The sequence below is a fragment of the Congregibacter sp. genome, from assembly GCF_965660375.1.
In the GTDB taxonomy this organism is placed as follows: domain Bacteria; phylum Pseudomonadota; class Gammaproteobacteria; order Pseudomonadales; family Halieaceae; genus Congregibacter.
The window spans coordinates 1-21,043 of sequence record NZ_CBFHZO010000100.1; the positions used below are offsets into that span (position 1 = coordinate 1).

General features: G+C 59.2%; 18 protein-coding genes. 12 read left to right on the forward strand and 6 right to left on the reverse strand.

Going from position 1 to position 21,043, the window contains the following annotated elements; translation table 11 throughout:
• Positions 1–83 precede the first annotated feature (83 nt).
• Positions 84–500 (forward strand): DUF1330 domain-containing protein, encoded by a 417-nt coding sequence (locus ACTG3T_RS09665; protein ID WP_439102062.1) that lies wholly within the window; start codon positions 84–86, stop codon positions 498–500.
• A 27-nt stretch (positions 501–527) separates the two neighbouring features.
• On the opposite strand, the gene ACTG3T_RS09670 is transcribed toward ACTG3T_RS09665, so the two are convergent.
• Positions 528–3,029, reverse strand: coding sequence for a zinc-dependent metalloprotease (locus ACTG3T_RS09670; RefSeq protein ID WP_439102063.1), 2,502 nt, complete (start codon positions 3,027–3,029; stop codon positions 528–530).
• 44 nt (positions 3,030–3,073) lie between these two features.
• Positions 3,074–3,811 carry a copper resistance protein NlpE N-terminal domain-containing protein gene (locus ACTG3T_RS09675; protein ID WP_439102064.1) on the reverse strand — a complete coding sequence of 246 codons (738 nt, stop codon included), beginning with the start codon at positions 3,809–3,811 and terminating at the stop codon, positions 3,074–3,076.
• A 153-nt stretch (positions 3,812–3,964) separates the two neighbouring features.
• Between ACTG3T_RS09675 and tdh the strand changes: the two genes are divergently transcribed.
• Positions 3,965–4,993 carry an L-threonine 3-dehydrogenase gene (tdh, locus tag ACTG3T_RS09680; protein ID WP_439102065.1) on the forward strand — a complete coding sequence of 343 codons (1,029 nt, stop codon included), beginning with the start codon at positions 3,965–3,967 and terminating at the stop codon, positions 4,991–4,993.
• A gap of 56 nt (positions 4,994–5,049) precedes the next feature.
• The gene (locus ACTG3T_RS09685; RefSeq protein WP_439102066.1) at positions 5,050–6,231 is read left to right on the forward strand and encodes a glycine C-acetyltransferase; all 1,182 of its coding nucleotides are present in this window, start codon (positions 5,050–5,052) and stop codon (positions 6,229–6,231) included.
• Positions 6,232–6,259: 28 nt separating this feature from the next.
• Here ACTG3T_RS09685 and ACTG3T_RS09690 read toward each other — a convergent pair whose 3' ends face one another.
• From ACTG3T_RS09690 to ACTG3T_RS09700, 3 genes are read right to left on the reverse strand one after another with little or no spacing between them, the layout of a single operon-like run.
• A complete protein-coding gene (locus ACTG3T_RS09690; protein ID WP_439102067.1) occupies positions 6,260–7,144 on the reverse strand; it encodes a phytanoyl-CoA dioxygenase family protein in 885 nt (294 codons plus the stop codon).
• 42 nt (positions 7,145–7,186) lie between these two features.
• Positions 7,187–8,887 (reverse strand): amidohydrolase, encoded by a 1,701-nt coding sequence (locus ACTG3T_RS09695; protein ID WP_439102068.1) that lies wholly within the window; start codon positions 8,885–8,887, stop codon positions 7,187–7,189.
• On the reverse strand, positions 8,884–9,594 hold the full coding sequence (locus tag ACTG3T_RS09700) for a glutathione S-transferase family protein (protein WP_439102069.1): 711 nt from the start codon (positions 9,592–9,594) through the stop codon (positions 8,884–8,886). Before ACTG3T_RS09700 ends, ACTG3T_RS09695 begins: the two co-directional genes overlap by 4 nt.
• 160 nt (positions 9,595–9,754) lie before the next feature.
• On the opposite strand from ACTG3T_RS09700, the gene ACTG3T_RS09705 reads away from it, so the two are divergent.
• The 4 genes from ACTG3T_RS09705 (at position 9,755) to ACTG3T_RS09720 (ending at position 12,940) form a co-directional block, all read left to right on the forward strand.
• Positions 9,755–10,234, forward strand: a complete 480-nt coding sequence (locus ACTG3T_RS09705; RefSeq protein WP_439102070.1) for a hypothetical protein — start codon at positions 9,755–9,757, stop codon at positions 10,232–10,234.
• A 295-nt stretch (positions 10,235–10,529) separates the two neighbouring features.
• The gene (locus ACTG3T_RS09710; RefSeq protein WP_439102071.1) at positions 10,530–10,679 is read left to right on the forward strand and encodes a hypothetical protein; all 150 of its coding nucleotides are present in this window, start codon (positions 10,530–10,532) and stop codon (positions 10,677–10,679) included.
• 81 nt (positions 10,680–10,760) lie between these two features.
• On the forward strand, positions 10,761–11,237 hold the full coding sequence (locus ACTG3T_RS09715) for a potassium channel family protein (protein ID WP_439102072.1): 477 nt from the start codon (positions 10,761–10,763) through the stop codon (positions 11,235–11,237).
• A gap of 92 nt (positions 11,238–11,329) precedes the next feature.
• Complete coding sequence (locus tag ACTG3T_RS09720; protein ID WP_439102073.1) at positions 11,330–12,940, forward strand: AMP-binding protein; 1,611 nt, start codon at positions 11,330–11,332, stop codon at positions 12,938–12,940.
• Between the two features lie 9 nt (positions 12,941–12,949).
• Here the strand turns inward: ACTG3T_RS09720 and ACTG3T_RS09725 are convergent, their stop codons facing one another.
• A complete protein-coding gene (locus ACTG3T_RS09725) occupies positions 12,950–13,912 on the reverse strand; it encodes a crotonase/enoyl-CoA hydratase family protein (protein ID WP_439102074.1) in 963 nt (320 codons plus the stop codon).
• 64 nt (positions 13,913–13,976) lie between these two features.
• Here ACTG3T_RS09725 and ACTG3T_RS09730 point away from each other — a divergent pair, with 64 nt between their 5' ends.
• From ACTG3T_RS09730 to ACTG3T_RS09750, 5 genes are all read left to right on the forward strand, one after another.
• A complete protein-coding gene (locus ACTG3T_RS09730; protein WP_439102075.1) occupies positions 13,977–14,603 on the forward strand; it encodes a glutathione S-transferase family protein in 627 nt (208 codons plus the stop codon).
• A gap of 9 nt (positions 14,604–14,612) precedes the next feature.
• Complete coding sequence (locus ACTG3T_RS09735; protein WP_439102076.1) at positions 14,613–15,635, forward strand: hypothetical protein; 1,023 nt, start codon at positions 14,613–14,615, stop codon at positions 15,633–15,635.
• 36 nt (positions 15,636–15,671) lie between these two features.
• Entirely contained in the window at positions 15,672–16,688 is a 1,017-nt protein-coding gene (locus tag ACTG3T_RS09740) for an NADP-dependent oxidoreductase (protein ID WP_439102077.1), read from the forward strand.
• Positions 16,689–16,995: 307 nt separating this feature from the next.
• Positions 16,996–18,057, forward strand: a complete 1,062-nt coding sequence (locus ACTG3T_RS09745) for an efflux RND transporter periplasmic adaptor subunit (protein ID WP_439102078.1) — start codon at positions 16,996–16,998, stop codon at positions 18,055–18,057.
• A gap of 5 nt (positions 18,058–18,062) precedes the next feature.
• A partial coding sequence (locus ACTG3T_RS09750) for an efflux RND transporter permease subunit (RefSeq protein WP_439102079.1) occupies positions 18,063–21,043 on the forward strand: 2,981 nt, incomplete at its 3' end.

Genomic DNA, 21,043 nt, shown 5'->3' on the forward strand with positions numbered 1-21,043 from the left:
GCCCGGGAGGACGAAAGGGCCGGCCACTTACAAGTACACTTCCCCCGCTACGGCTTTGAAATATCCCCTGCAGGAGACAAGCAATGAAGCATATCGACCCTACCCGCGAACAGTTTGATGCATTCAAGGCGCTACCGAGAGATACGCCCATCATGATGCTTAACCTCATTCGTCTGAAGGAAACAGCCACCTACCCGAACGGCGAAAGCTGTAGTGGAGCCGAGGCCTATCGTCGCTATGGGGAACATAGCGGCCCGATTTTTCGCGAACTCGGTGGTGAGATTATGTGGCGCGGCCATCAGGAATGCATGCTCACCGGACCTACAGATAAGCACTGGGATATTGCCTTCGTGGCACGCTACCCCAATGCGGGGGCCTTCTTAGCTATGGTGACCAATCCTGATTACCAGGCCATCGTCGTGCACCGGACCGTCGCCGTAGACGACAGTCGTTTGATTCGCTTTGGCGCCGATGACGCCGGCGAAGGCTTCGCCGGCTGACGGGACATCCCTGAGTACGCCCGGTAGTCAGCCCCCGTTGCCGATGGGTGACCCCGGCGGCATGGGACTGCCTTTGGACTCCTGTGGTGGCATACGACCCTCCAGTGCCTGGCCGATAAGCCATTCCTGGTATCCGTAAAAATCCGCGTAATCGCTGGCCCCCTCGCCGCCTCTGCGGGACCTTGCCTGCATAAGCCTACGGGCTTTCTCCAGCGCCCCCCGCGCCGCGGCGCGCACCTCGGGGTCCGTATGAATATTCACAAACAACTGACGCCAGTGCTTTAACAACAACCCGCCACTGCGACGGTCGATCGCGGCTTCCATACCGCTGTACTCCTGGAGCAGGATCGCGTCCTGGAGACGGGTAAAGAGCAGAGCCGGCGATAGCTGCGCCGGATCCAGACTGTGCTGCAGGGCCAGTCTCGCCAGACGCTCGGGATGAAGGAGTGCGTCGTAGCTATGTCCCGCAGCCGCCTCCGCAAGACTGAGCGGATCAAACAATGCGCCGGTGCGAGACGGTGCGCTCTCCCGGGTTCGGGAATAACCGTAGGCCTTTGGCGGGATTTGCTGGAGTAGCGCGGGCGACAGACTAAGCGCATCGGGACGCAGTGTCGCGAGAATCCCTTCCAGCGCAGCGCGTTGCCGGGCTGAACTCACGGGCACCACGACGGGCCCGGAATGATCTCCCTTCAAGGCGTAGCGATAGTCCGCGCCACCCACGAGCTTGGCCACCGCCTCCAGCTGATAGCGGTGAAAAAGAAACACTGGCACCAACGCTTCCTGCAGATCACTCATGGGGGAGCCCGCGGGAATGCTACTGGCGCCAAACTCGTCCAGGGCGGCGGCCCGGAGCTTCATCACGCGATGGAGCTCGGCAACAGGGTCCGCACCGCTGTCCCATAGATGGGAACGGGGATGGAAGTCACTTAAATCCCGGGAATCGGGATCACTGATAAATTCAAAACCCGACGCGCGGTTATCCGCCAGCATCTCTTCAAGCGCTGCGGCCTCGTCGTCTGCCCCGTCAAACTGCGCATAGCCATAGCGAATGGCTCGTTTATCCCAGTCGCCCATTCCCGTGGCGTAGGCATCATCGAGACTGATTTCGCCATCCCCATTCAAGGACATTTGCGGATGGGGGTAATCCATGACCGAGGCACGGTCCCGGATGCTCGCCGCAAAGTTGTGCGCAAGCCCCAGGGTATGTCCCACTTCATGGGCGGAGAGCTGGCGGATACGTGCCAGCGCCATTGCCTTGGCCTCATTATCATCACTATCAGCATCACCATCAGCACCACCATCATCGGCGAAGGCGCCGGTCATTCCCCGGGCAATGAGCAGGTCCTGTCGCACCCGAAGAGAACCCAGGGACACATGCCCCTTGAGGATCTCGCCCGTGCGGGGATCCACAACGCTGCTGCCATAGGACCATCCCCGCGTAGAACGGTGCACCCACTGAATCAGGTTGTAACGGACGTCCATGGGATCCGCATCCTCGGGGAGCATCTCCACCCGAAAAGCATCGCGAAAGCCTGCCGCCTCGAAGGCATCGGCCCACCAGCTGGCACCCTCGATGAGCGCAGAGCGCACAGGCTCCGGCGTCCCGGCATCGAGGTAATACACCAGGGGCTCGACAGGGTCACTCACCGCGGCTGATGGATCCTTTTTTACCAGGCGATGGCGATAAATGAGACGTTTTTCCAGAGATTCATCGATGGGTGTTGAGTAATCCGCGTAAGCCAGATCAAAGAAGCCCGCTTCCGGGTGGAACACCCGGGGCTCAAACCCATCGTCCGGCAAGGCGATAAAGCTGTGATGCGTATGCACAGTTACGCTGTGCGGGTCCGGCGCGACGGAGCGCAGCAGCGGTCCCGGGTCATCACCGACAAAGGTCACAATGGCTTCCAGCTCGGTGTTCAGCGGAAAGGCGCGGCTTCGCGGCTCGAACACCGCAGATCGAGTGGCATCGGGCTTAAAGCTACCCTCCCCCAGAGCCTTTATCCGTGCTGCGACGCCATGACTGTCCCGCAGAAGAAACTCCGTCGCATCCACCAGGCGCTGGTCCCCATCCCGGGCGACTACAGGGAAACCCCACAGTACAGAGCTGGCAAAGGCTTCCTCTACCGATTGACGCTCCGCCGCATTGGCAGTGCTGGAGCGAAAATCCTGATTAATTTGCCGCAGGAGCACCTTGTCGCCGGCAGGCTCAAATCTGGCCACGGCGGCATCGCCACCCAGTTGCCCGCGATCGAGACCCAGATCATTGGAGCCTATGCCCCGCGGCAAGCTTTCCTGGTACAGCAGTTCGTTATTGCTCTCGTCCAGCAGCAGGTAAATCTTGCCCTGGCGTGTATCGTGATAGAAAGAGACAAACCCCGGCTGCCACTCCATGTCCTCGGCAAACTCGCGAATCTGCTCCCCACCACCGGGCTCGCTACCGCCACAGGCACTGAGGAGCGTGACCAACAGGAATGCAGAAAACCCTGCCAGGTTGCGGCCCAAAGACGCAAAGCTCAACTGCTGAAACATAATCAATCCTTTGAGGAAAAGTACATTGTAAGGGGAGCCACCAATCAGAACGCCAGATCATTGCCATGGGGGCAGGCGTCTCCCCCAAGGGGCCGAAAGCTGTCAATAAACAGCGACTGCAACGCGCCCTCCCCCTCCATGGCTGCCTTGTTCCGCAGCTGGGCATCAACCTGGATAAGCCACGGGGCGCCCCCTCCCGGACCTCCCGAGAGGTAGCGACGCTCAAGGTCAGGGTAATTCCCAGCCATAGCAACGGCATAGCGATACCCGGTGCTGCAGTCCATAAAACTGGCCGCATCGGCAAAGTAACGGAATACGCCGGTAAGAGAGACCGGGAACTCACCGGGTTCGAACACCGCTTGACGTTCCAACCCGTAGTTGAGCTTCGAGTCGATGGTTTCTCCCTCACGATCAAGGAGCTCCAAAACCCCTGTACTGGCGACGGCGAGGAAAATCCTGTCCTGCCCCGGCGCAAGCAAAGCCAGGCGCTGCGCGTCAGGCTCGAAAACCCACTGCCCTCGATGAGCGGTCACACTGTCTCGATCAAGATATTCCTGTCGCAAATGAAAGCGCCCCTCTGGCCAGAGATCGAGCTTCCAATACACACCGGGACAATCAGCGCAGGGCAGGCGCCCCTCGTAGCTGGCGGCGCCGTCCCCCAGGAACGCTGGCGGCTGCTCGACCTGTGCCTGACTGACCTGGGGCCAGAGCAGGCAAAAAGCCACGAGCACAACGCCAAGAGCGGTTGTTGGTCTGAGCCATGGGGTTACAGCTAGGACCATAGATAATCGTCCATTAAGTCGATAGCGCTATGATCATTCCAGACGAGAGCGGGCGCAAGGGCGCGGATTTCTTCGAAAGTATTTGCCCGCAGACTTGCACCGGGGCACCAGGGAAGACAAAATAAAGGAATAATTCTCTTATATTGGAATATCATGCGCGCTTTAGTAAAAAAAGAGGCAGCCAAAGGACTGTGGCTCGAGGATGTGCCTCAGCCGGAACCCGGTATCAATGATGTCCTGATCAAGGTTCGTCGAACCGCGATCTGCGGCACCGACATGCACATCTACAACTGGGATGAGTGGGCTCAGCGCACCATTCCCGCCCCCATGGTGGTAGGCCACGAGTTTGTGGGCGAGATAGTGGACGTCGGGAGTAACGTCAACGACTTTCAACCCGGTCAGATCGTTTCCGGAGAAGGTCACGTGGTCTGCGGGCGCTGTCGTAACTGTATGGCCGGCCGGCGTCATTTGTGCAACGACAATAGCGGCATCGGCGTTGACCGTCCCGGCGCCTTTGCTGAGTATCTGACGCTCCCCATGTCCAATGTCTGGGAGCACGCCCCGGGCATTGATCTGGATGTAGCGGCGCTCTTCGACCCCCTGGGCAACGCCGTGCACACGGCGCTGCAGTTTGATCTCCTCGGCGAGGACGTGCTCATCACCGGGGCCGGTCCCATCGGCTCCATGGCTGCAGCGATCTGTCGCCATGCGGGCGCCCGACACATCGTGATTACCGATGTCATCGATGAACGTCTCGCTCTGGCCGCCACCCTGGGCGCTACACGCATCGTGAACGTCGCCAGGGAGTCCCTCAGCGATGTGCAGCAGGAGCTGGGTATGCGCGAGGGCTTTGATGTGGGGCTGGAGATGTCTGGCAATCCCCGGGCACTCAACGATCAAATCACCCACCTCTGCCATGGCGGGAAAATCGCAATGCTCGGCATACCTTCGGAGAACACCGCCATTGACTGGAGCCGGGTGATCTTCAACATGCTGACCTTGAAGGGCATCTACGGTCGGGAAATGTACGAAACCTGGTACAAGATGTCCGTCATGATTCAAACGGGCCTGGACATCAGCCCGGTGATCACTCACCGCATGTCCTACTCTGATTACGAGGCTGGGTTTGCCGCCATGAACGATGGCAGTGCGAGCAAAGTTGTTTTGAACTGGGACGACTGATCGCATCGCCCAGCTGCGCCAACCTGCCCCGAAAAAAACACGCAAGGATCCTATCTATGTACAGCAATTTTAAAGCACACCTCGAGCAGGAGCTGCAAGGCATCCGTGATGCGGGCCTTTATAAAGACGAGATAGAGTTCACCAGTGCCCAGGGTGCCCATGTCGCCACCGGTAACAACCAGGATGTGCTGAATCTCTGCGCCAACAATTATCTCGGGCTGGCCGAGCATCCAGAGGTGAAAGCAGCTGCGGCAAAAGGGCTGGACGAATGGGGCTACGGCATGGCCTCCGTGCGCTTTATCTGCGGCACGCAGAGTGTGCACAAAGATCTTGAAAAGGCCCTGGCGGCATTTTTGCAGACCGAAGACTGCATTCTGTATCCCTCGGGTTTTGATGCCAATGGCGGCTTGTTTGAAACGCTCCTGGGCCCCGAGGACGCGGTGATATCCGACGCCCTGAACCATGCGAGCATCATCGACGGCGTGCGGCTGTGTAAGGCTCAGCGTTACCGCTACGCGAATAACGATATGAGCGACCTCGAGGCGCAGTTAAAGGCCGCCGCCGGTGCGCGCTTCAAACTCATCACCACCGATGGCGTTTTTTCCATGGACGGCAGCATCGCCAAGCTGGATCGAATCTGTGACCTGGCTGAGCAATATGATGCGATGGTCCACTTTGATGACTGTCATGCCACGGGCTTTCTCGGAGAGCAGGGACGGGGCACCCATGAGTATCACCAGTGTATGGATCGCGTGGACATCATCACCGGCACCCTGGGTAAAGCCCTGGGCGGTGCCAGCGGTGGTTTTACCGCTGCCCGGGCGGAGATGGTCCAACTTCTGCGTCAGCGTTCACGGCCCTACCTTTTTTCCAATACCGTGGCGCCCCCGGTCGTGGCAGGTGCCCTGAAGGCCCTGGAACTGGTCGAAACGCAGCCTACGCTGCGTACGGCGCTGAAAGAAAACTCGGCTTACTTTCGAAAAGCGCTGGAGTCAGAAGGCTTTGAGCTTCTTCCCGGCGACCACCCCATTATTCCGGTGATGCTCCACGACGCCAGTCTCGCTGCGCAAATGGCCGAGCATATTCGCGCCCAGGGCGTTCATGTCGTGGCGTTTTCCTTCCCGGTGGTACCCAAAGGACAGGCCCGCATTCGCACACAGATGTCGGCCGCGCTCACCCAAGAGGATCTTGATCGGGCTATCGCAGCCTTTGTGTCCGCGAGAGATAAGCTTGCCTGAGGGCGGCGGGTTGTCCGTTTAAGGCTGTTCAAAACAGCGCGGGGTAATCTCGCCAGTAGTAATGAAGGTCATTGGACCTCCAATGGCGGTACACGTATTCCCAATCCAGGCGAGGAATTCTCCAGCCGTGATGGGGCTCAAGGTTGGTAGCGAAAACCGGTGCACCGTAATCACAAAAACGGGTGTCCACGCTGAGGCGGACTCGCTGACCATCAAGATTGGGTTGCGCCCGATGCACGGTCTGGGAATGAAAGATAATCACGTCCCCGGCGCTGACATCCGAGACATGCCAGAGAGTCTCATCCGGATAAATCTCACACTGCACACCACCCACGCCCCGGGCTTCAAACACCGGGCGCACGCCCCTCTCATGGGAGCCCGGGAGGATCGTCAGTCGCCCCATGGACTCCTCTGCATCGTGAAGCGCCACCCAGATGCCTGCCATGGTCGGCCCGGCATGATGGGAGAAGGCATCCTGGTGGGGAGGCGTTTCAAAACCGATTTTTCGCGGTGCGGCAATACGTGCCATTTTCATGGGATAGACAAAAGTCTCTTCGCCCGCCACCAGCGTCATCAGGCGCTGCGCTTCTTCATCGTGAAAAAGCCGGTGCAAGGACTCCAAGGCCTGAACCTCGGGATAGACCGCGTCCCAAAGAGGGTCGCTTTCAAAAAACGGCTCCCCCGCCAGCACCGGCGTAGCGAGGGTTTGATCCCAGTGGATATGGGGCGCAAGCACCGCGAGCATATCGTTTAACAGGGGCTCAACCACGGAGCTCAGAGCCCGCGGTAGATACAGGTAACCCTCCTGGTGAAACCTCGCCTGTAAATCTTCGGGAGGTTCATCAAAACGCGACCGCGTGAAGGGCGCATAAACCGCCGCGCGAAAATCCGCGGCAGGACCTGCAGCGATCACCGATTGTTACCCCTTACTGCAGCGACAAGGCATATCATGGCGCTATTGACCACGCTGATACACGACCTGCCCTTCCTTATAGGTACTTTCCACCTTGAGGTCTGCAAGATCATCAGGGTCAACGCCGAGAGGATTATCTGAGAGGATCACCAGGTCAGCAAGCTTCCCCGGCTCCAGACTACCTTTACTTTCTTCCTCAAAGTGCTGCCAGGCCGGCCAAATGGTTAATGCCCGTAATCCGGTCATCACATCAACCCGATGCTGGGGCCCCAGCACTGCTCCGCTACGGGTGGTTCGATTCACCGTTGCTGAAAGAACACGCATGGAATCCGGATTAGCCACCGGTGCATCGTGATGGGAGCCAAACATCATCCCCCGCTCACGCACCCAGCCCGTGGGCGAAATGTTCTCCGCCCGCTCGGGACCCAGCACCGAATCCCGGTGCCAGTCACCCCAGTAAAAAGTATGCATGGGGAACAAGGAAGGAAAGATTTTCAGTTCGTCGAGGGCCGCCACCTGCGCCTTACGCAACACCTGACCGTGAATCAACACGGGCCGGTTCTCCACATCCGGATACTGTTCTCGCGCTTCGCGCACGGCGTGAATGAGGGCATCGGTAGCCGCGTCACCATTGGAGTGCACCAGAATCTGCCAACCCTCATCAAAGGCACGCATCACATTACTGTTGACGACCTCTACATCGATCGCGGGATAGCCCAGGTAATCCTCATCCTGACCCTGGGGCGGCACGTGATAGGGGTGACTCAGCCAGGCGGTTTTCCCCTGGGGTGAGCCATCGATGGTGAGTTTCACTCCACCGATGCGGAAGCGGTTGGCATAGTCCCTTGTTGCAGCGACATCCTCAAACATCAGCATGTCCGGATAGGCCACCAGATCGATCGCCAACTCACCGCGATCCGCAACGCGTTTGAGCGCCGCAATCCCCTCGGGGTTTGCTCGCCCCTCCTGCGCGGTGGTATAGCCATAGCGGGCCATGGCCTCGGCGCCTGCCAGCGCCATTCTGTCCTGGAGCTCTTCGGTGCTCCCGGCCAGCGCCGCGAAAATCAGATGGAAAAACGCGTATTCCTCGGCGACTCCGTTGGGTTGCTTGCCGTCACTTTCACGGCGGAATGCGCCGCCGTCGGGGTCCGGCGTGTCGGGGCCGACGCCTGCCATTTTCAATCCCAGGCTATTCGCCACCCCCAAATGCCCTGACTGATGGATCAGCAGAATCGGCACTTCCGTAGAGACCGCATCCATCTCCTGGCGTGTGGGATGCCGTTGCTCGGCGAGCTGCGAGTCGTCGTAACCAAAGCCGATAACCCAGCCCAATTCCTTCTCCAGAGAGGGCTCCGTTTTAAGGTACTCACGGAGAATGTTCTGGATGTCAGCGACGCTCCCACCACCGCCGTCCGGGGGCGGCAGAATATTTGCGCTCAGCGCCTGCAGCCCGATAAAGTTGGCGTGGCTGTGGGAGTCCACAAAGCCGGGCAGCAAGGGTGCCGCCTCCAGGTCAACGCGGTGGGTAGCACTATCGGCAAGGGCAAGCACAGTAGCTTTATCACCCACCGCGACGATGCGTCCATCCTCCACGGCGAGAGCCTCTACCACACGGTCTTTATCATCCATGGTGATCACCGGGCCTCCGAAAAAAACCGTGTCGGCTGCGCCGAAACTCAGCGCCGGGCAAGAGGCGAGGAGCACCGTCCCCACTGTGGTAGAAATCCGTCGACCCAGACTCATTGTGATTCTCCTTTATTTTTTTGTTCCTCAAGCGTTGGCTCGCCCACTTCCTCATGGCCGATTACCCAGGACTCTTGCTCTGCGAGGGCTATCCATTGCTGTAAATCCTCGTCTCTCAGCCAGTGATCAACATAGGACCGCGTAGCGTCCGACAGGTCCAGGTCGTAAGCGCGAAAGCGCAACGCCACCGGCGCAAACATGGCATCGGCAATACTGAAGTCTCCCAAGAGCCAGTCCGTGCTGTTGCTCTCTCGCCTTGCCTGCTCCCACAGTGCCTCGATGCGCCGGATGTCGTTGCTGACCGATTGGGAAACCTCCACGTCTCGCTGCCGTGCGCGGCAGTTCATGGGAAGCGCCTCGCGCAGGGACGAGAAACCACTGTGCATCTCGGCCGCCATAGCACGCCCGAGGGCCCGCAGCTGCGAATCTTCAGGCCACAACCGGGCATGGGCAAAGCGTTCGTTCACCGTCTCGGCAATTGCCAGCGAGTCCCATATGCATTCTTTGTCTATCCTCAGCACCGGGACTCTGCGCGTTGGCGAATAGTCCGCGATTCGCGCTTCAAACTCCGGGGTGTCCATGGGCAGCACTAGCACCTCGGGATCGAGGACCGCCTTTCGCAAGCAGAGCCACGCCCGTAGCGACCAGGAGGAATAGTTCCGATTTCCGCACACCAACATCGGCAAGTTTTGAGCAGCCGAAGCCATAGCACACCTGAATGAAAGTTTTTGCGACAGCTTAGCGCAAGTTGTGAGTAGAAGTAGCCGATAAAAACAAACAGGCACCTAGGAAAGCCATGCCCCAAGACACTATCATATTGCTATCTTACGTACCCCTTGCTTACAAAAGGATGTCCGATAGCCTTCTATGGTGTTTCGTTTTCTTACCGCAGTACTTTTTTCCGCTGTTCTTTCGGCCTGCGTTAGCACGCCCGAAAACACCCGCCCGCCCGGCGTGGAACACTGCGAGTCCTTCTTTATCTACGTGCTGTGCATTTCCGATTTCGACGCGGATGGACAGGTGGACTATATGTACTTTGACGACACGCGGGAGATCTTCATGTATGCCGACAGCATGTTGAGGGACCTAGACGGCGTCCTTCCGCTGCACGCCTGCGCTATCCCCATGAGTGAGAGCACACGGGACCTCAGCTCCCAGTTGCTGTATAGCGACGACATCGGACTCTCTGCGAGACTCGCGGTCAAGGCCAAGCTGGCCGTGAGCTATCGTGCGGCGCAGCCTGCGGTCGATGCCTGCAATACCTCACAGAATCCGTCGTCCCAAACCCCGGCGATAGAAGAGCGGCCCTTCGATAACGACGATGACTGGCTGGAGGAGCCGGAGTAATGCCCCGCCGCGGCCCGCTGTTTCGAAACGCGTGCGTGGCCGCAATGCTCATTATGCTCGCGGCCTGCGGCGGTGGATCCGGCGGAGATAGCTCTCCCTCATCGCCGGTTGCAGCGCCTCCGACTTCGGACGCACCCTCACCTCCAACGGTAAAGGGTCTGATCACGGCTGGGAGGACATCACCTCATCATGGGAGGCGCAGTAAACGGCGGACAGTTTTACGGTGACTACCCGGACATTTACCCCAGCAATCCCCTGGACGTGGGCCGCGGCATCTTATGCACCGACCACCTCGGTGGATGAGTATTTTGCTGAGCTTGCGCTGTGGTTTGGTTTGGTTTGGTTTGGTGTGAGTACCGCGGATCTTGCGAGCGTTCTGCCCGACGTGGATCGCTTTGTGAGCGTTGGGGCCGGTACGACGCCCCTGGGATTCCTCCGAGGCTAAAAGAGCCCGAGACATGGGGGACTGGGCAAGCGCCGCGCGTTTTTCTATGCTGGGACCCCTTTTTGTTTTCGAGTCTCCTTAATGCTGATCAACCTTGTTCTGGGCGTAGCCACCATGGCCGCTTGTCTGGCGCTGCAAATCGCCCTTCTCACCCGCGCCCTGCTCTACTACGCCCGCCACCAAGCCGCCCTGGACCACGCCTCCTTCTTAGGCACCATGTCGATCCTTTCCGGGGTAATGTTTTTGCTTATGTTTGGCAATCTGGGTCAGGTCGCAATCTGGGCGGCCCTGTTTCAGTTCCTGGGAGAGTTCAGTGAGTATGGAGAAGCGTTTTATCACTCCGCGGTCAACTTCTCGACGCTGGGTTATGGCGATATCGTTATGAGCGATGCGCGAAAACTCCTCGGCCCCATCCAGGCAATAAACGGTGTGCTGATGGTAGGCATGTCCACCGCGGCGGTAATGACGACGCTCCGCGATGCGGTCAAACACAATACCCATGGTTGGGCAGCGGAGCACGCGCCGAAAATCCGGAACATGGTGGACGCTGACAAGTAAGCAGCGAGTGTTACCTCAAAAATAGTGGGCAAACACAGCGAAAATACTGCGAACAACCAAGGCAATAACAATAATAGTAAGGAGCACGAGCGATGCTGACCGAATCCTACGTCATGGGGCCTACTGACCCCACAGTCCGAAATCTCACCATTGGCGATGCGCTGCGCGAAGCGGCCACTGAATGTCCCGAACAGCTAGCCTTGATCGCCGGCACCCCGGAACCGGAGCAACGGCGGCAGTGGACCTATGCCAGCCTCTTTGAGGAGGCAGAACTCACTGCGCGCGCACTCCTCGCGAATTTTGAGCCGGGCGACCGCGTTGCCGTGTGGGCACCTAATATTCCTGAGTGGATCATCATGGAATACGGTTGCGCGCTGGCCGGCATTGTCCTGGTTACCGTGAATCCCTCCTATCAAAGTGAGGAGCTGGCCTATGTTCTCCGTCAATCCCGGGCGTCGGGAATATTCCTGCTCCCGGAGTTTCGCGGCAACCCCATGGAAAAACATCTTGAAGCCGCACGAGGGGGCTGCCCGGACCTGAAAAAAGTGGTGCTCTTCACCGAATGGCAGGCGTTTCTCGCGACGGCAGAGAACCACGTGTTGCCAGTGGTAAAACCCGTTGACGCCTGCATGATTCAGTACACTTCGGGCACCACCGGATTTCCAAAGGGCGCTCTCCTGCACCACCGTGGACTGGTGAACAACGGCGCTCACACCATGACCACCATGGGCGCTGTAGACGGTGGCACCTACATGGGCATCATGCCCCTGTTCCATACCGGCGGCTGCGTCCTCGCAGTGCTCGGCGCGTTGTCAAAGCGGTCTGCCCTGGTATTGGTCGAAGCCTTTGAGCCGGGGCTGGTACTAGCGCTTATGGAGGAGTACCGCGCTGCCGCAATGCTCGGTGTGCCCACCATGCTTATCGCCATGGTGGAGCATCCGAGCTTTCCCGAGCGTGATCTATCGTCGGTAAAGGCGCTTTGCTCCGGGGGCTCAACGGTCCCCGCAGACCTTGTGCGGCGCCTCGAAGACGCCGTGGGCGCGCCCTTTACCATCGTGTTTGGGCAAACCGAATGCTCCCCCGTGGCGTGCATGACGCATCCCGATGATACCATCGAAGACAAAGCCCACACGCTGGGTCAGGCCATGCCCGGCGTGGAACTGAAGGTTGTGGATCCGGAGACGGGTGTCACCCAGCCTGTGGGCGTGCTGGGAGAATTCTGTACCCGTGGCTATCACGTGATGCACGAATACTTTGAAAACCCGGAGGCCACCGCCAAGACCATCGATGCCGATGGCTGGCTGCACACCGGAGACCTCTGCTCCATGGATGAGCGGGGCTATTGCAAGATTGAGGGCAGATTGAAGGATATGATTATCCGCGGCGGGGAGAACATCTATCCCCGGGAAATCGAAGAGCTGCTGTTCCAGCATCCGACCGTCGGCGAGGTGGCCGTAGTGGGCTTACCCAGCAAACGACTCGGTGAGGAAGTGGGCGTTTTTCTTCGCCCTGCGCCCGACGCCAGTCTCTCCCGAGACGCGCTGTTTGCCTACCTAAGAGAACATCTATCGCCGCAAAAGACCCCAAAGTACTGGTACGAGGTCGAGAGTTACCCTATGACCGGCTCGGGAAAAATTCAGAAATTTGAGCTGCGTAAAAGCTGGGAAAACGGTGAGCACAGCGAGATGCCTGCCGGCAGTTAAACCCCGCAATTACCGCGCATCATCACTGGGCCGTGCCGGCCCCAGGTCCTTGCTGGCACCCTCGGCGATATTGGCCCCGGAGTCGCGCTCGGCCACGGCCTGCTTGAAACCCACGTCCACGGCGCGCCCACGAAACCACAAACCCTCGGGAGAGTGCCTCGCAACGCCGTCAAAAAAGTTCGCAAAGCGCTGCGTGTTCGCAAGCCCCATAGCCTCATAGGCCTGATTCACCACCATTTTGCTCATCATGAGCTGGTTACGGGGCACGCCTTTGATGCGATCGCAGAGCGCCGCCACCGCCGCATCCAGGTCAGCTGCCGGCACAGATTCCTGAATGAGGCCCATCTCGGCTGCTTCACTACCGCTAATCAGGTCACCGGTAAACAGCATACGTTTTGCGTTTTCGATGCCCAGGCGATACACCCACATCATGGTGGTAGGAATACCCCAGACCCGTGCCGGCGGATAGCCGATGCGCGCATCATCGGCCATCACAATCATGTCGCAGCAAAGCGCGATGTCGCTCCCCCCGGCCGCCGCGGCACCATGAATTTTGCAGATGGTCGGCTTGCTGGCACGCCAGAGGGACATGAAGTCCTCGGTGTTTCGGGACATCATTGAATAGTCCAGCGTTGGGTCCCAGGGCATTTCCTGATTACCGTGCATTTCGCCGGGGGTCTGCGCGTATTCCACCAGATCGTAGCCACCACAAAAGCCCTTTCCCGCCCCCTGAAGAACGATCACATGCACATCGGGGTCGGCATCAGCCCGCTCTACCGCCGCGCGCAGATCGCCGGGTAACTGCGTATTGATGGCGTTCAGGCGCTCCGGACGATTGAGTGTGAGCATTGCAACGCGATCGTGGGCTTCATAACTCACCGTGGACATGGTCGGGCCTCTGTTTTGCATTCTGCTGAGTGAGCCAGGATGATACCGCGACTCCAAGGTGTCGGTGGAACCTCCAAAATCCATCCGACCCACCCGACGGTTGGGGCGCGTACAATAGCGATTTACCGAAAAACTGGAGAACCTGTCGATGCTTACAGTCCATCACCTCAACAATTCTCGCTCCCAGCGGGTCCTCTGGCTACTGGAGGAACTGGGCGTGGAATACGAGGTACGCACCTACGAACGGGATGCAGAAACTAATCTCGCGCCTCCCGAACTGCTGGAAATTCACCCCCTGGGCAAGTCCCCGGTGCTGACGGACGAGGTCAATACCGTGATCGAGTCGGGCGCAATCATCGATTACATCGTCCGTCATTACGGTCGTGGCCGGCTGGCTCCCGAGCCCGGGACCCCGGCCTATGAAAACTACCTGCAGTGGATGCACTACGCAGAAGGAAGCGCAATGCTGCCACTGATGCTGAAGATGTATACCGGACGTCTTCCCGACGGTGGCGAAGCCTTGCAGCCACGCATCAACAGCGAGCTGGACAATCACCTGGGGTTTATGGATCGTGCCCTGGCGGATCAGGACTGGTTCGTAGCCGACACCTTCAGTGCTGCGGACATCCAGCTATCGTTTGTACCCCAGGTGGGAAAGCTCCTGCATGGCCTGGACAACTTCCCGAATCTTGCTGGTTTTCTGGACCGGATCCACGCCCGCCCGGCGTACAAACGAGCCCTCGAAAGGGGTGGCCCCTACGCGTTTGGCAGCTAAGTGCCTTTCATGAGCGAACTGGACGAAAAGCTCAGGGCGCGATCCGTCGCGCCGGAGCTACCCATACTGCGGCTTCAGCGATGGAGCCGTCTTCATCCCATGGCCTTTGGCATTTTTATTGGTCTGCTGATCCTCGCGGGCATGATGTCACCGCTTCTGGGGGTGCAAACGAACCGCGCACTGTTCAATGATGTGCTCGGTTCGGGACTTTTCTTTGCCATCAGCCTGGGTCTCATCGCGGGCTTCTCCCGGTCGGTGTTTCAGGGCGCTGCGCAGGATATGCGGGAGCTTGGTGACGTCATCCCCTGGCCTGAAGACGCCGTAAAAAGTGCCAGCGATGCCCTGTCCCGCCTGACCCGTCAACAGGTATGGAAGGCGCTGCTCCTGGGATTCATGGCAGGAGTAGGCCACTCCTATCTGTTGAACCTGCAATCATCCTCCTGGCAGTTCGCATTGCCGCAGCTAATAGCGACGATACTGCTTTGGCTGGCAATGTTTGTCACAGTCCCGCCTCTGATCATGAACGCTTTATTGTTTTCATCTCTGGGTCGGATCGCCCGCCCTGATCTTCTTCGCCCCTCGCGACATGCGGCCTTTGGTGCTGCCGCATTGCGTCCGGCGCTGCTTCTGACCAGTTTACTGTGCGCCTACGCGCTTCTTTTTCTGGGCGGGGAGAATCCCCTTGCCGGCCCTGTGTTGATAGGCGTTTTGGGAGGACTCATTCCCCTTGTGGGTATCGTCGCCTTTCCCCTTCGCGGCATTCGCAGACGGATACGCGAGCAGCGGGCGGCAACGCTGGCCGCCCTCGATACCCGGCTGGACGCTATCACCGAGGGAGACATAGCGAACGCAGACGCCGACGCGCTGTTTCAACTCGATGCTGTGCTGGACATGCGCGAGCGCGTCGCCCGGGCTCCGGCCTGGCCCTTTGACGTAGATGCGCTGAAACGTATTCTGCTGTTTACAGTGTTACCTCCGCTTACCTGGGCGGCTGCCGCGATTGTCGAAATCATGATCGACAGCGTTTTATAAACCCCAAGAATTAATGGCCAATAAAAAGGAAGAACCATGAGCACGAATCAGACCTGGGTGCTGCGCGCACGTCCCGTAGGCGATGTAAAAGATAGCGACCTGGAACTGGTTGAAAGCCCCTTGGGGGGCCTTGCTGATGGTCACGTCCGCGTCAAAACCATCTATCTATCTTTGGATCCCACGAACCGTATCTGGATGAGTGACGCCGATGCCTACCTGCCACCGGTGGAGATCGGTGAGGGCATGCGTGGCGGCAGCATCGGGGTGGTGATAGAAAGCCGCTACGACAAGGTCTCAGAAGGGGCCATCGTCAACACCGGGCTCTCCCATTGGGCGCGCTACAACGATATCTCCGGCAGCATGGTGAATGTATTGCCGGCGATTCCGGGGCTGCCGCTCACGGCTTTTATGGGGCCTCTCGGCGCCACGGGCATGACTGCATACTTCGGTCTGACGGATATCGGCAAACCCAAAGCGGGAGACACGCTGGTGGTGTCCGCTGCGGCGGGCGCGGTGGGATCCATGGTGGGGCAAATCGGCAAAATCCATGGCTGTCGCGTGGTCGGTATCGCCGGCGCGGACGACAAGTGCCAGTGGCTCACAGAAAAAGCCGGGTTTGACGCGGCCATCAACTACAAAACCGAAGATGTGGGCAAAGCGCTGGACGTCCATTGTCCCGACGGTATCGACATCAACTTCGAGAATGTGGGCGGTGAAATCATGGACGCGGTCATTGCCCGCCTCAACGACTTTTCGCGCATGCCCCTCTGTGGACTCATCTCCAGCTATAACGATACCGATGCAACGCCCGGCCCTTACAGCTTTGCCAACCTGCTTATGCGTCGCACACTGCTCAAGGGCTTTATCATCCTCGACTACCTGGACCGCTTTCCTGAGGGCATGGAGGCCATGGCCAGCTGGCTTATGGAGGGCAAAATCTGCTTTGAGACTGATGTCGTGGAGGGACTGGAGAATGCCCCCGCCTCGCTGGAGCGCCTGTTTACGGGCAAGAACCTTGGCAAGCTGGTGGTTCGCGTGTCTGAAGAGCCTTAAACCTTTTCCCTGAGTGGAACATCTCTGAGAAAACGGCACAACGCTGATACGGCTCCGATGCCTATCAGGCGGTGCTCGGGCTGCGAGCCGACAATACTGAAGGCTTTTTGGTCTTTGTAGATGGAATCCAGATCACATAGCCCGCTACCCGATTTTTCCAATAAAAACAGATCTCTTTGCAGGGAAAAGGCGTATTTTCAGCATTACGGTGAGCTAACGCCGGACCCAATAGTGGAGATACAAAATGTTATCCCTCAAGCGCAGCGCGAAACTTGTCGCAACAGCGCTCTTATCCACGCTGCTTGCTATGCAACTAACTGCATGCAGTGAATCAAATGATGCCACCTCCCAACGGGAAAGCCGTGGCAGAGCTGCGGTACCGGTAGTTGTCGAAGCAGTCCAGCTCAAAGCACGTGAGACACGGGTTGAAGCGGTAGGCACCGCGCGAGCTCATCGCTCCGTATCACTATTCCCTGAAGTCGCGGGCGAGGTTGTTGAGGTCAACTTCCAGCCCGGCGATCGCGTCGCAAAAGGCGATGTGCTTGTGGCACTGGACTCTCGCGACGAAACCCTCGCCCTGGAACTTGCGGAACTCCGACTGGCGGATGCCCAACGGATGTTGAAACGCTACACAGTAGCCAACAGCAGCGTCGACCGAACAGTGCCTGAGACGACGGTAGACACGGCCCGGACAACGCTGGACAGCGCCCGCATCGAACGCGACCGTGCGAAGATCGCCTTGCAACGCCGATTTGTTACTGCGCCCTTTGACGGATTCGTGGGCATTACCGACGTCGACGCAGGAGACCGGGTAGACGTCGCAACGGAAATCACCACCATCGACGATCGCAGCACCCTGCTGGTGAGTTTTGATGTACCTGAGGCCTTCGTAGGTCGGCTGCAAACGGGCGACCCGGTGCGCATCGAGGTTTGGAGCGCCGAGCGCACCGAAGCCAGGGGGACCGTTGTTGATCTGGGCTCCCGAGTAGATCCTCTCTCCCGCGCTTTCACCGCGCGGGCCGAGGTTCCTAACGACAGCGACCTGCTGCGCCCGGGCATGAGCTTCCGGGTGGAACTTAACCTTATCGGCAAGGCTTTCCCGGCGGTTCCCGAGGTGGCACTGCAATGGGGTGCCGAAGGTGCTTACATCTGGATTGTTGAAAACGATCAGGCGCGCCAGGTGCCCGCTACCCTGGTCCAGCGCCAGGAGGGCCGGGTGCTGGTGGATGCTGATGTCCCTGCGGGCGCCATGGTGGTGGGTGAAGGCGTGCAGTCCATGCGCAATGGCATTGCCGTGCGCACTATGGACGCCGAAGCGCTGGCGCGCGATGCCCGCGGTGTGTTGACGCCCGCCGCCAACGAGGGCTAGGGGCCGTGAGCAACGTCGACGTCTCCGACAAGGGTAACGATCTACCGGCTTTAGGCGTGCGGCGTCCCTGGCTGGTCGCCGTGATGAACATGCTCATCGCCATTGCTGGCCTGGCGGCGCTTCTTGCCATCGAGGTTCGCGAACTTCCCGATGTGGACCGCCCCATTATCAACGTCCGCGCCCAGCTTCCCGGGGGCTCACCGGAGACCATGGATGCGGAAGTCACCCGAATTCTGGAGGGGGCTGTTGCCCGGGTATCCGGTGTTACGGATATCCGCTCAAACAGCGAAGAAAACAGCACACGAATCCGCGCTGAGTTCGGACCCGGCTACGATCTGGACCGCGCGGCTACGGATGTGCGCGAGGCCATCAGTCAAACGGTTCGTGATCTTCCCGATGATGTCGAGCAATTAGCGGTGTACAAGGCCGACGAGGACGCTGAGGAGGTGGTTCGCGTTGCAGTCCGGAGCACCCGTTACAGCGAAGAGGCGCTGACCCGCATTGTCGAACAGGACATCGTCCCGGCGTTCCTGGCGCTGCCCGGAGTTGCCGATGTACCGCTGTTTGGCGCTCGTCAGCGAACCCTGCGCGTCATTGTTGATCCGCTGCGCCTTGCCAGCTACGGCCTTACGGTGAGTGACGTTGCCACCGTGTTACGCGATGCACCGCTGGATGTTCCCGCGGGGAGTTTCCGCGGCGGCGATCAGCAACTCCTGGTTCGCGCCGATGCGTCAGTGGTGACCGAAGCACAGGTTGCGGACACGATTATTTCCGGCACCGTGCGTATCGGTGATATCGCCGACGTGGCTTTTGCCCCTGCAGACGCAGAGTCCATCGTACGCCTCAATGGTCAGCGCGTAGTGGGTATTGGCGTGGTGCGTCAGGCCGGATCCAACACCATTGAGATTGCCGCTGGAGCCGACCGTGCTATCGCGCAGCTCAACGCGCGCTTCGATGATCTCACTCTCGAAAAAATCTCCGACAATGCGATTTTTATCCGCGGCGCAGTGAAAGAGGTATTGGTCAGCCTGCTCCTCGCCATACTGGTAGTGGTTGCCACCATCCGGGTGTTCTCCGGATCCTGGCGACTTACCCTGGTACCCGCTATCGCCATTCCCGTGTCCCTGCTGGGAACAGCCGGTGCCATCTGGATGCTGGGTTTCTCCATCAACATCCTGACCCTGCTGGCTTTGGTGCTCGCCACGGGACTGATCGTTGACGATGCCATCGTTGTCCTCGAGAACATTCAGCGCCGTCGACAGCAGGGCCTCGGCGCCAATGCCTCGGCAGTGCTCGGCACCCGCCAGGTGTTTTTTGCCGTCATCGCCACCACCATGGTGCTGGTCGCCGTGTTTGTACCCATCGCCTTCCTCCCTGGAACCGCGGGCCGTCTTTTCCGTGAATTTGGTCTTGTGCTGGCCGTCGCTGTAGCCATCTCCTCCTTTGTGGCCCTCTCGCTGGTCCCGGCAGCGATGGCGCGTCTTGGCAATTCCACCGAGGGAAGCTTTGACCGGCAGCTGCGCAAAGTCGGCGCCCGGCTACAAGACTTCTACACCCGGAGTCTCCGTGGCGTCCTCGCTCATCCCTGGCCGGTATTGCTCGTCTGCCTGCTGGCCACCGGAGGAGCCGGAGGGCTCTACGTGCAGCTCGATCAGGAACTCTTACCCACGGAAGATCGCGGCGAAATAAACATTTTTGCCCGGGGACCGGACGGCGTCGGCCTTCCCTACATGAGCCGTCAGGCGGATCGTATGGAGGATGTATTACTGCCGCTGGTCGAAAGTGGAGAGGTGACCTCACTGTACACCGTGGTCGGTCGCTACGACCCCAACCTTGTATTTATCAGCGCTCCTTTGGCGCCCTGGGACGAGCGCACGCGCAGCCAGCAGGAGATCGCGGCGGAAATAGCACCGATCTTGCGCAATCTTCCGGGTGCAGGCCCTCGCGTTTACAGCAGCAACAGCCTCAATCTGCGGGGGGCTTCCGGTGGAGGACTCAAGGTTGTTCTTACCGGCAATGATTACGGTGGTATCTACGCCGCCGCCCGTGACTACGCAGACGCGATTCGCGAGCGTCTTAGCAGCGTCAGTGGTCCCCGGGTGGGCTACCAGCCTACTCAGCCGCAGCTCTCGGTACGCATTGACCGCCGGCGCCTGGCCGACCTGGGCATTGCCCTCCCCGAGGTTGCAGAAACGCTCCGCGCCATGATCGACGGCCTGGATGTCATCGATCTCAATATCGAAGACCAGGCCGTTCCCATCATGCTCGAAGGCGGTGCCCGCGCCGTGGACGACCCCGGTGATCTTGCGAATCTTTATGTCAGAGCAGGCAGCGGCGCTTTGGTGCCCCTTTCAAGCGTGGTGGAAATCGTCGAGGAAGGCGTTGCAAGCGAACTTGAGCGTCAGTCCCAGCGAAGAGCCATCGAAGTCGATGTCGACGTGAACCAGGGCGTTGCTATGCAAACGGCAGTAGATGAGCTCCGGGCCCTTGCCATGGAAGTCATACCGCCCGACATAGAGGTGTTGACCCGCGGTGAGGCAGCCACGCTGGAAGAATCCAGCCGTGAGACACTCATCACCTACGGTTTCGCTTTGCTCATCGTATTTCTGGTGCTGGTCGCGCAGTTCGAAAGCCTCACCAGTGCGATCGTCATCATGGCCGTGGTGCCCTTTGGTCTCGCGGCAGCGATTCTGGCGCTGTTCCTGACGGGAACGAGCCTGAACATCTACTCCCAGGTAGGACTGGTTATGCTTATCGGTTTGATTGCTAAAAACGGAATCCTGCTGGTGGAATTTGCCGACCAACTGAGAGACGAAGGCCTCAACGTCCGTGACGCTGTGGCAGAAGCCGCCACCGTGAGACTGCGTCCCATCGCCATGACTTTGGTATCAACGGTGCTTGGCGCCCTGCCCCTCATTCTCTCCAGCGGCCCCGGCGCAGAAGCGAGAGCGGCTGTGGGCTGGGTAGTTTTTGGTGGACTCGGGCT

What these genes read in the sequence shown, in the direction of transcription:
- ACTG3T_RS09665 (WP_439102062.1), top strand. Translation starts at nt 84, where the DNA reads ATGAAGCATATCGACCCTACCCGCGAACAGTTTGATGCATTCAAGGCG.
- ACTG3T_RS09670 (WP_439102063.1), bottom strand. Translation starts at nt 3,029, where the DNA reads ATGTTTCAGCAGTTGAGCTTTGCGTCTTTGGGCCGCAACCTGGCAGGG.
- ACTG3T_RS09675 (WP_439102064.1), bottom strand. Translation starts at nt 3,811, where the DNA reads ATGGTCCTAGCTGTAACCCCATGGCTCAGACCAACAACCGCTCTTGGC.
- tdh (WP_439102065.1), top strand. Translation starts at nt 3,965, where the DNA reads ATGCGCGCTTTAGTAAAAAAAGAGGCAGCCAAAGGACTGTGGCTCGAG.
- ACTG3T_RS09685 (WP_439102066.1), top strand. Translation starts at nt 5,050, where the DNA reads ATGTACAGCAATTTTAAAGCACACCTCGAGCAGGAGCTGCAAGGCATC.
- ACTG3T_RS09695 (WP_439102068.1), bottom strand. Translation starts at nt 8,887, where the DNA reads ATGAGTCTGGGTCGACGGATTTCTACCACAGTGGGGACGGTGCTCCTC.
- ACTG3T_RS09700 (WP_439102069.1), bottom strand. Translation starts at nt 9,594, where the DNA reads ATGGCTTCGGCTGCTCAAAACTTGCCGATGTTGGTGTGCGGAAATCGG.
- ACTG3T_RS09705 (WP_439102070.1), top strand. Translation starts at nt 9,755, where the DNA reads ATGGTGTTTCGTTTTCTTACCGCAGTACTTTTTTCCGCTGTTCTTTCG.
- ACTG3T_RS09715 (WP_439102072.1), top strand. Translation starts at nt 10,761, where the DNA reads ATGCTGATCAACCTTGTTCTGGGCGTAGCCACCATGGCCGCTTGTCTG.
- ACTG3T_RS09720 (WP_439102073.1), top strand. Translation starts at nt 11,330, where the DNA reads ATGCTGACCGAATCCTACGTCATGGGGCCTACTGACCCCACAGTCCGA.
- ACTG3T_RS09725 (WP_439102074.1), bottom strand. Translation starts at nt 13,912, where the DNA reads ATGGATTTTGGAGGTTCCACCGACACCTTGGAGTCGCGGTATCATCCT.
- ACTG3T_RS09730 (WP_439102075.1), top strand. Translation starts at nt 13,977, where the DNA reads ATGCTTACAGTCCATCACCTCAACAATTCTCGCTCCCAGCGGGTCCTC.
- ACTG3T_RS09735 (WP_439102076.1), top strand. Translation starts at nt 14,613, where the DNA reads ATGAGCGAACTGGACGAAAAGCTCAGGGCGCGATCCGTCGCGCCGGAG.
- ACTG3T_RS09740 (WP_439102077.1), top strand. Translation starts at nt 15,672, where the DNA reads ATGAGCACGAATCAGACCTGGGTGCTGCGCGCACGTCCCGTAGGCGAT.
- ACTG3T_RS09745 (WP_439102078.1), top strand. Translation starts at nt 16,996, where the DNA reads ATGCAACTAACTGCATGCAGTGAATCAAATGATGCCACCTCCCAACGG.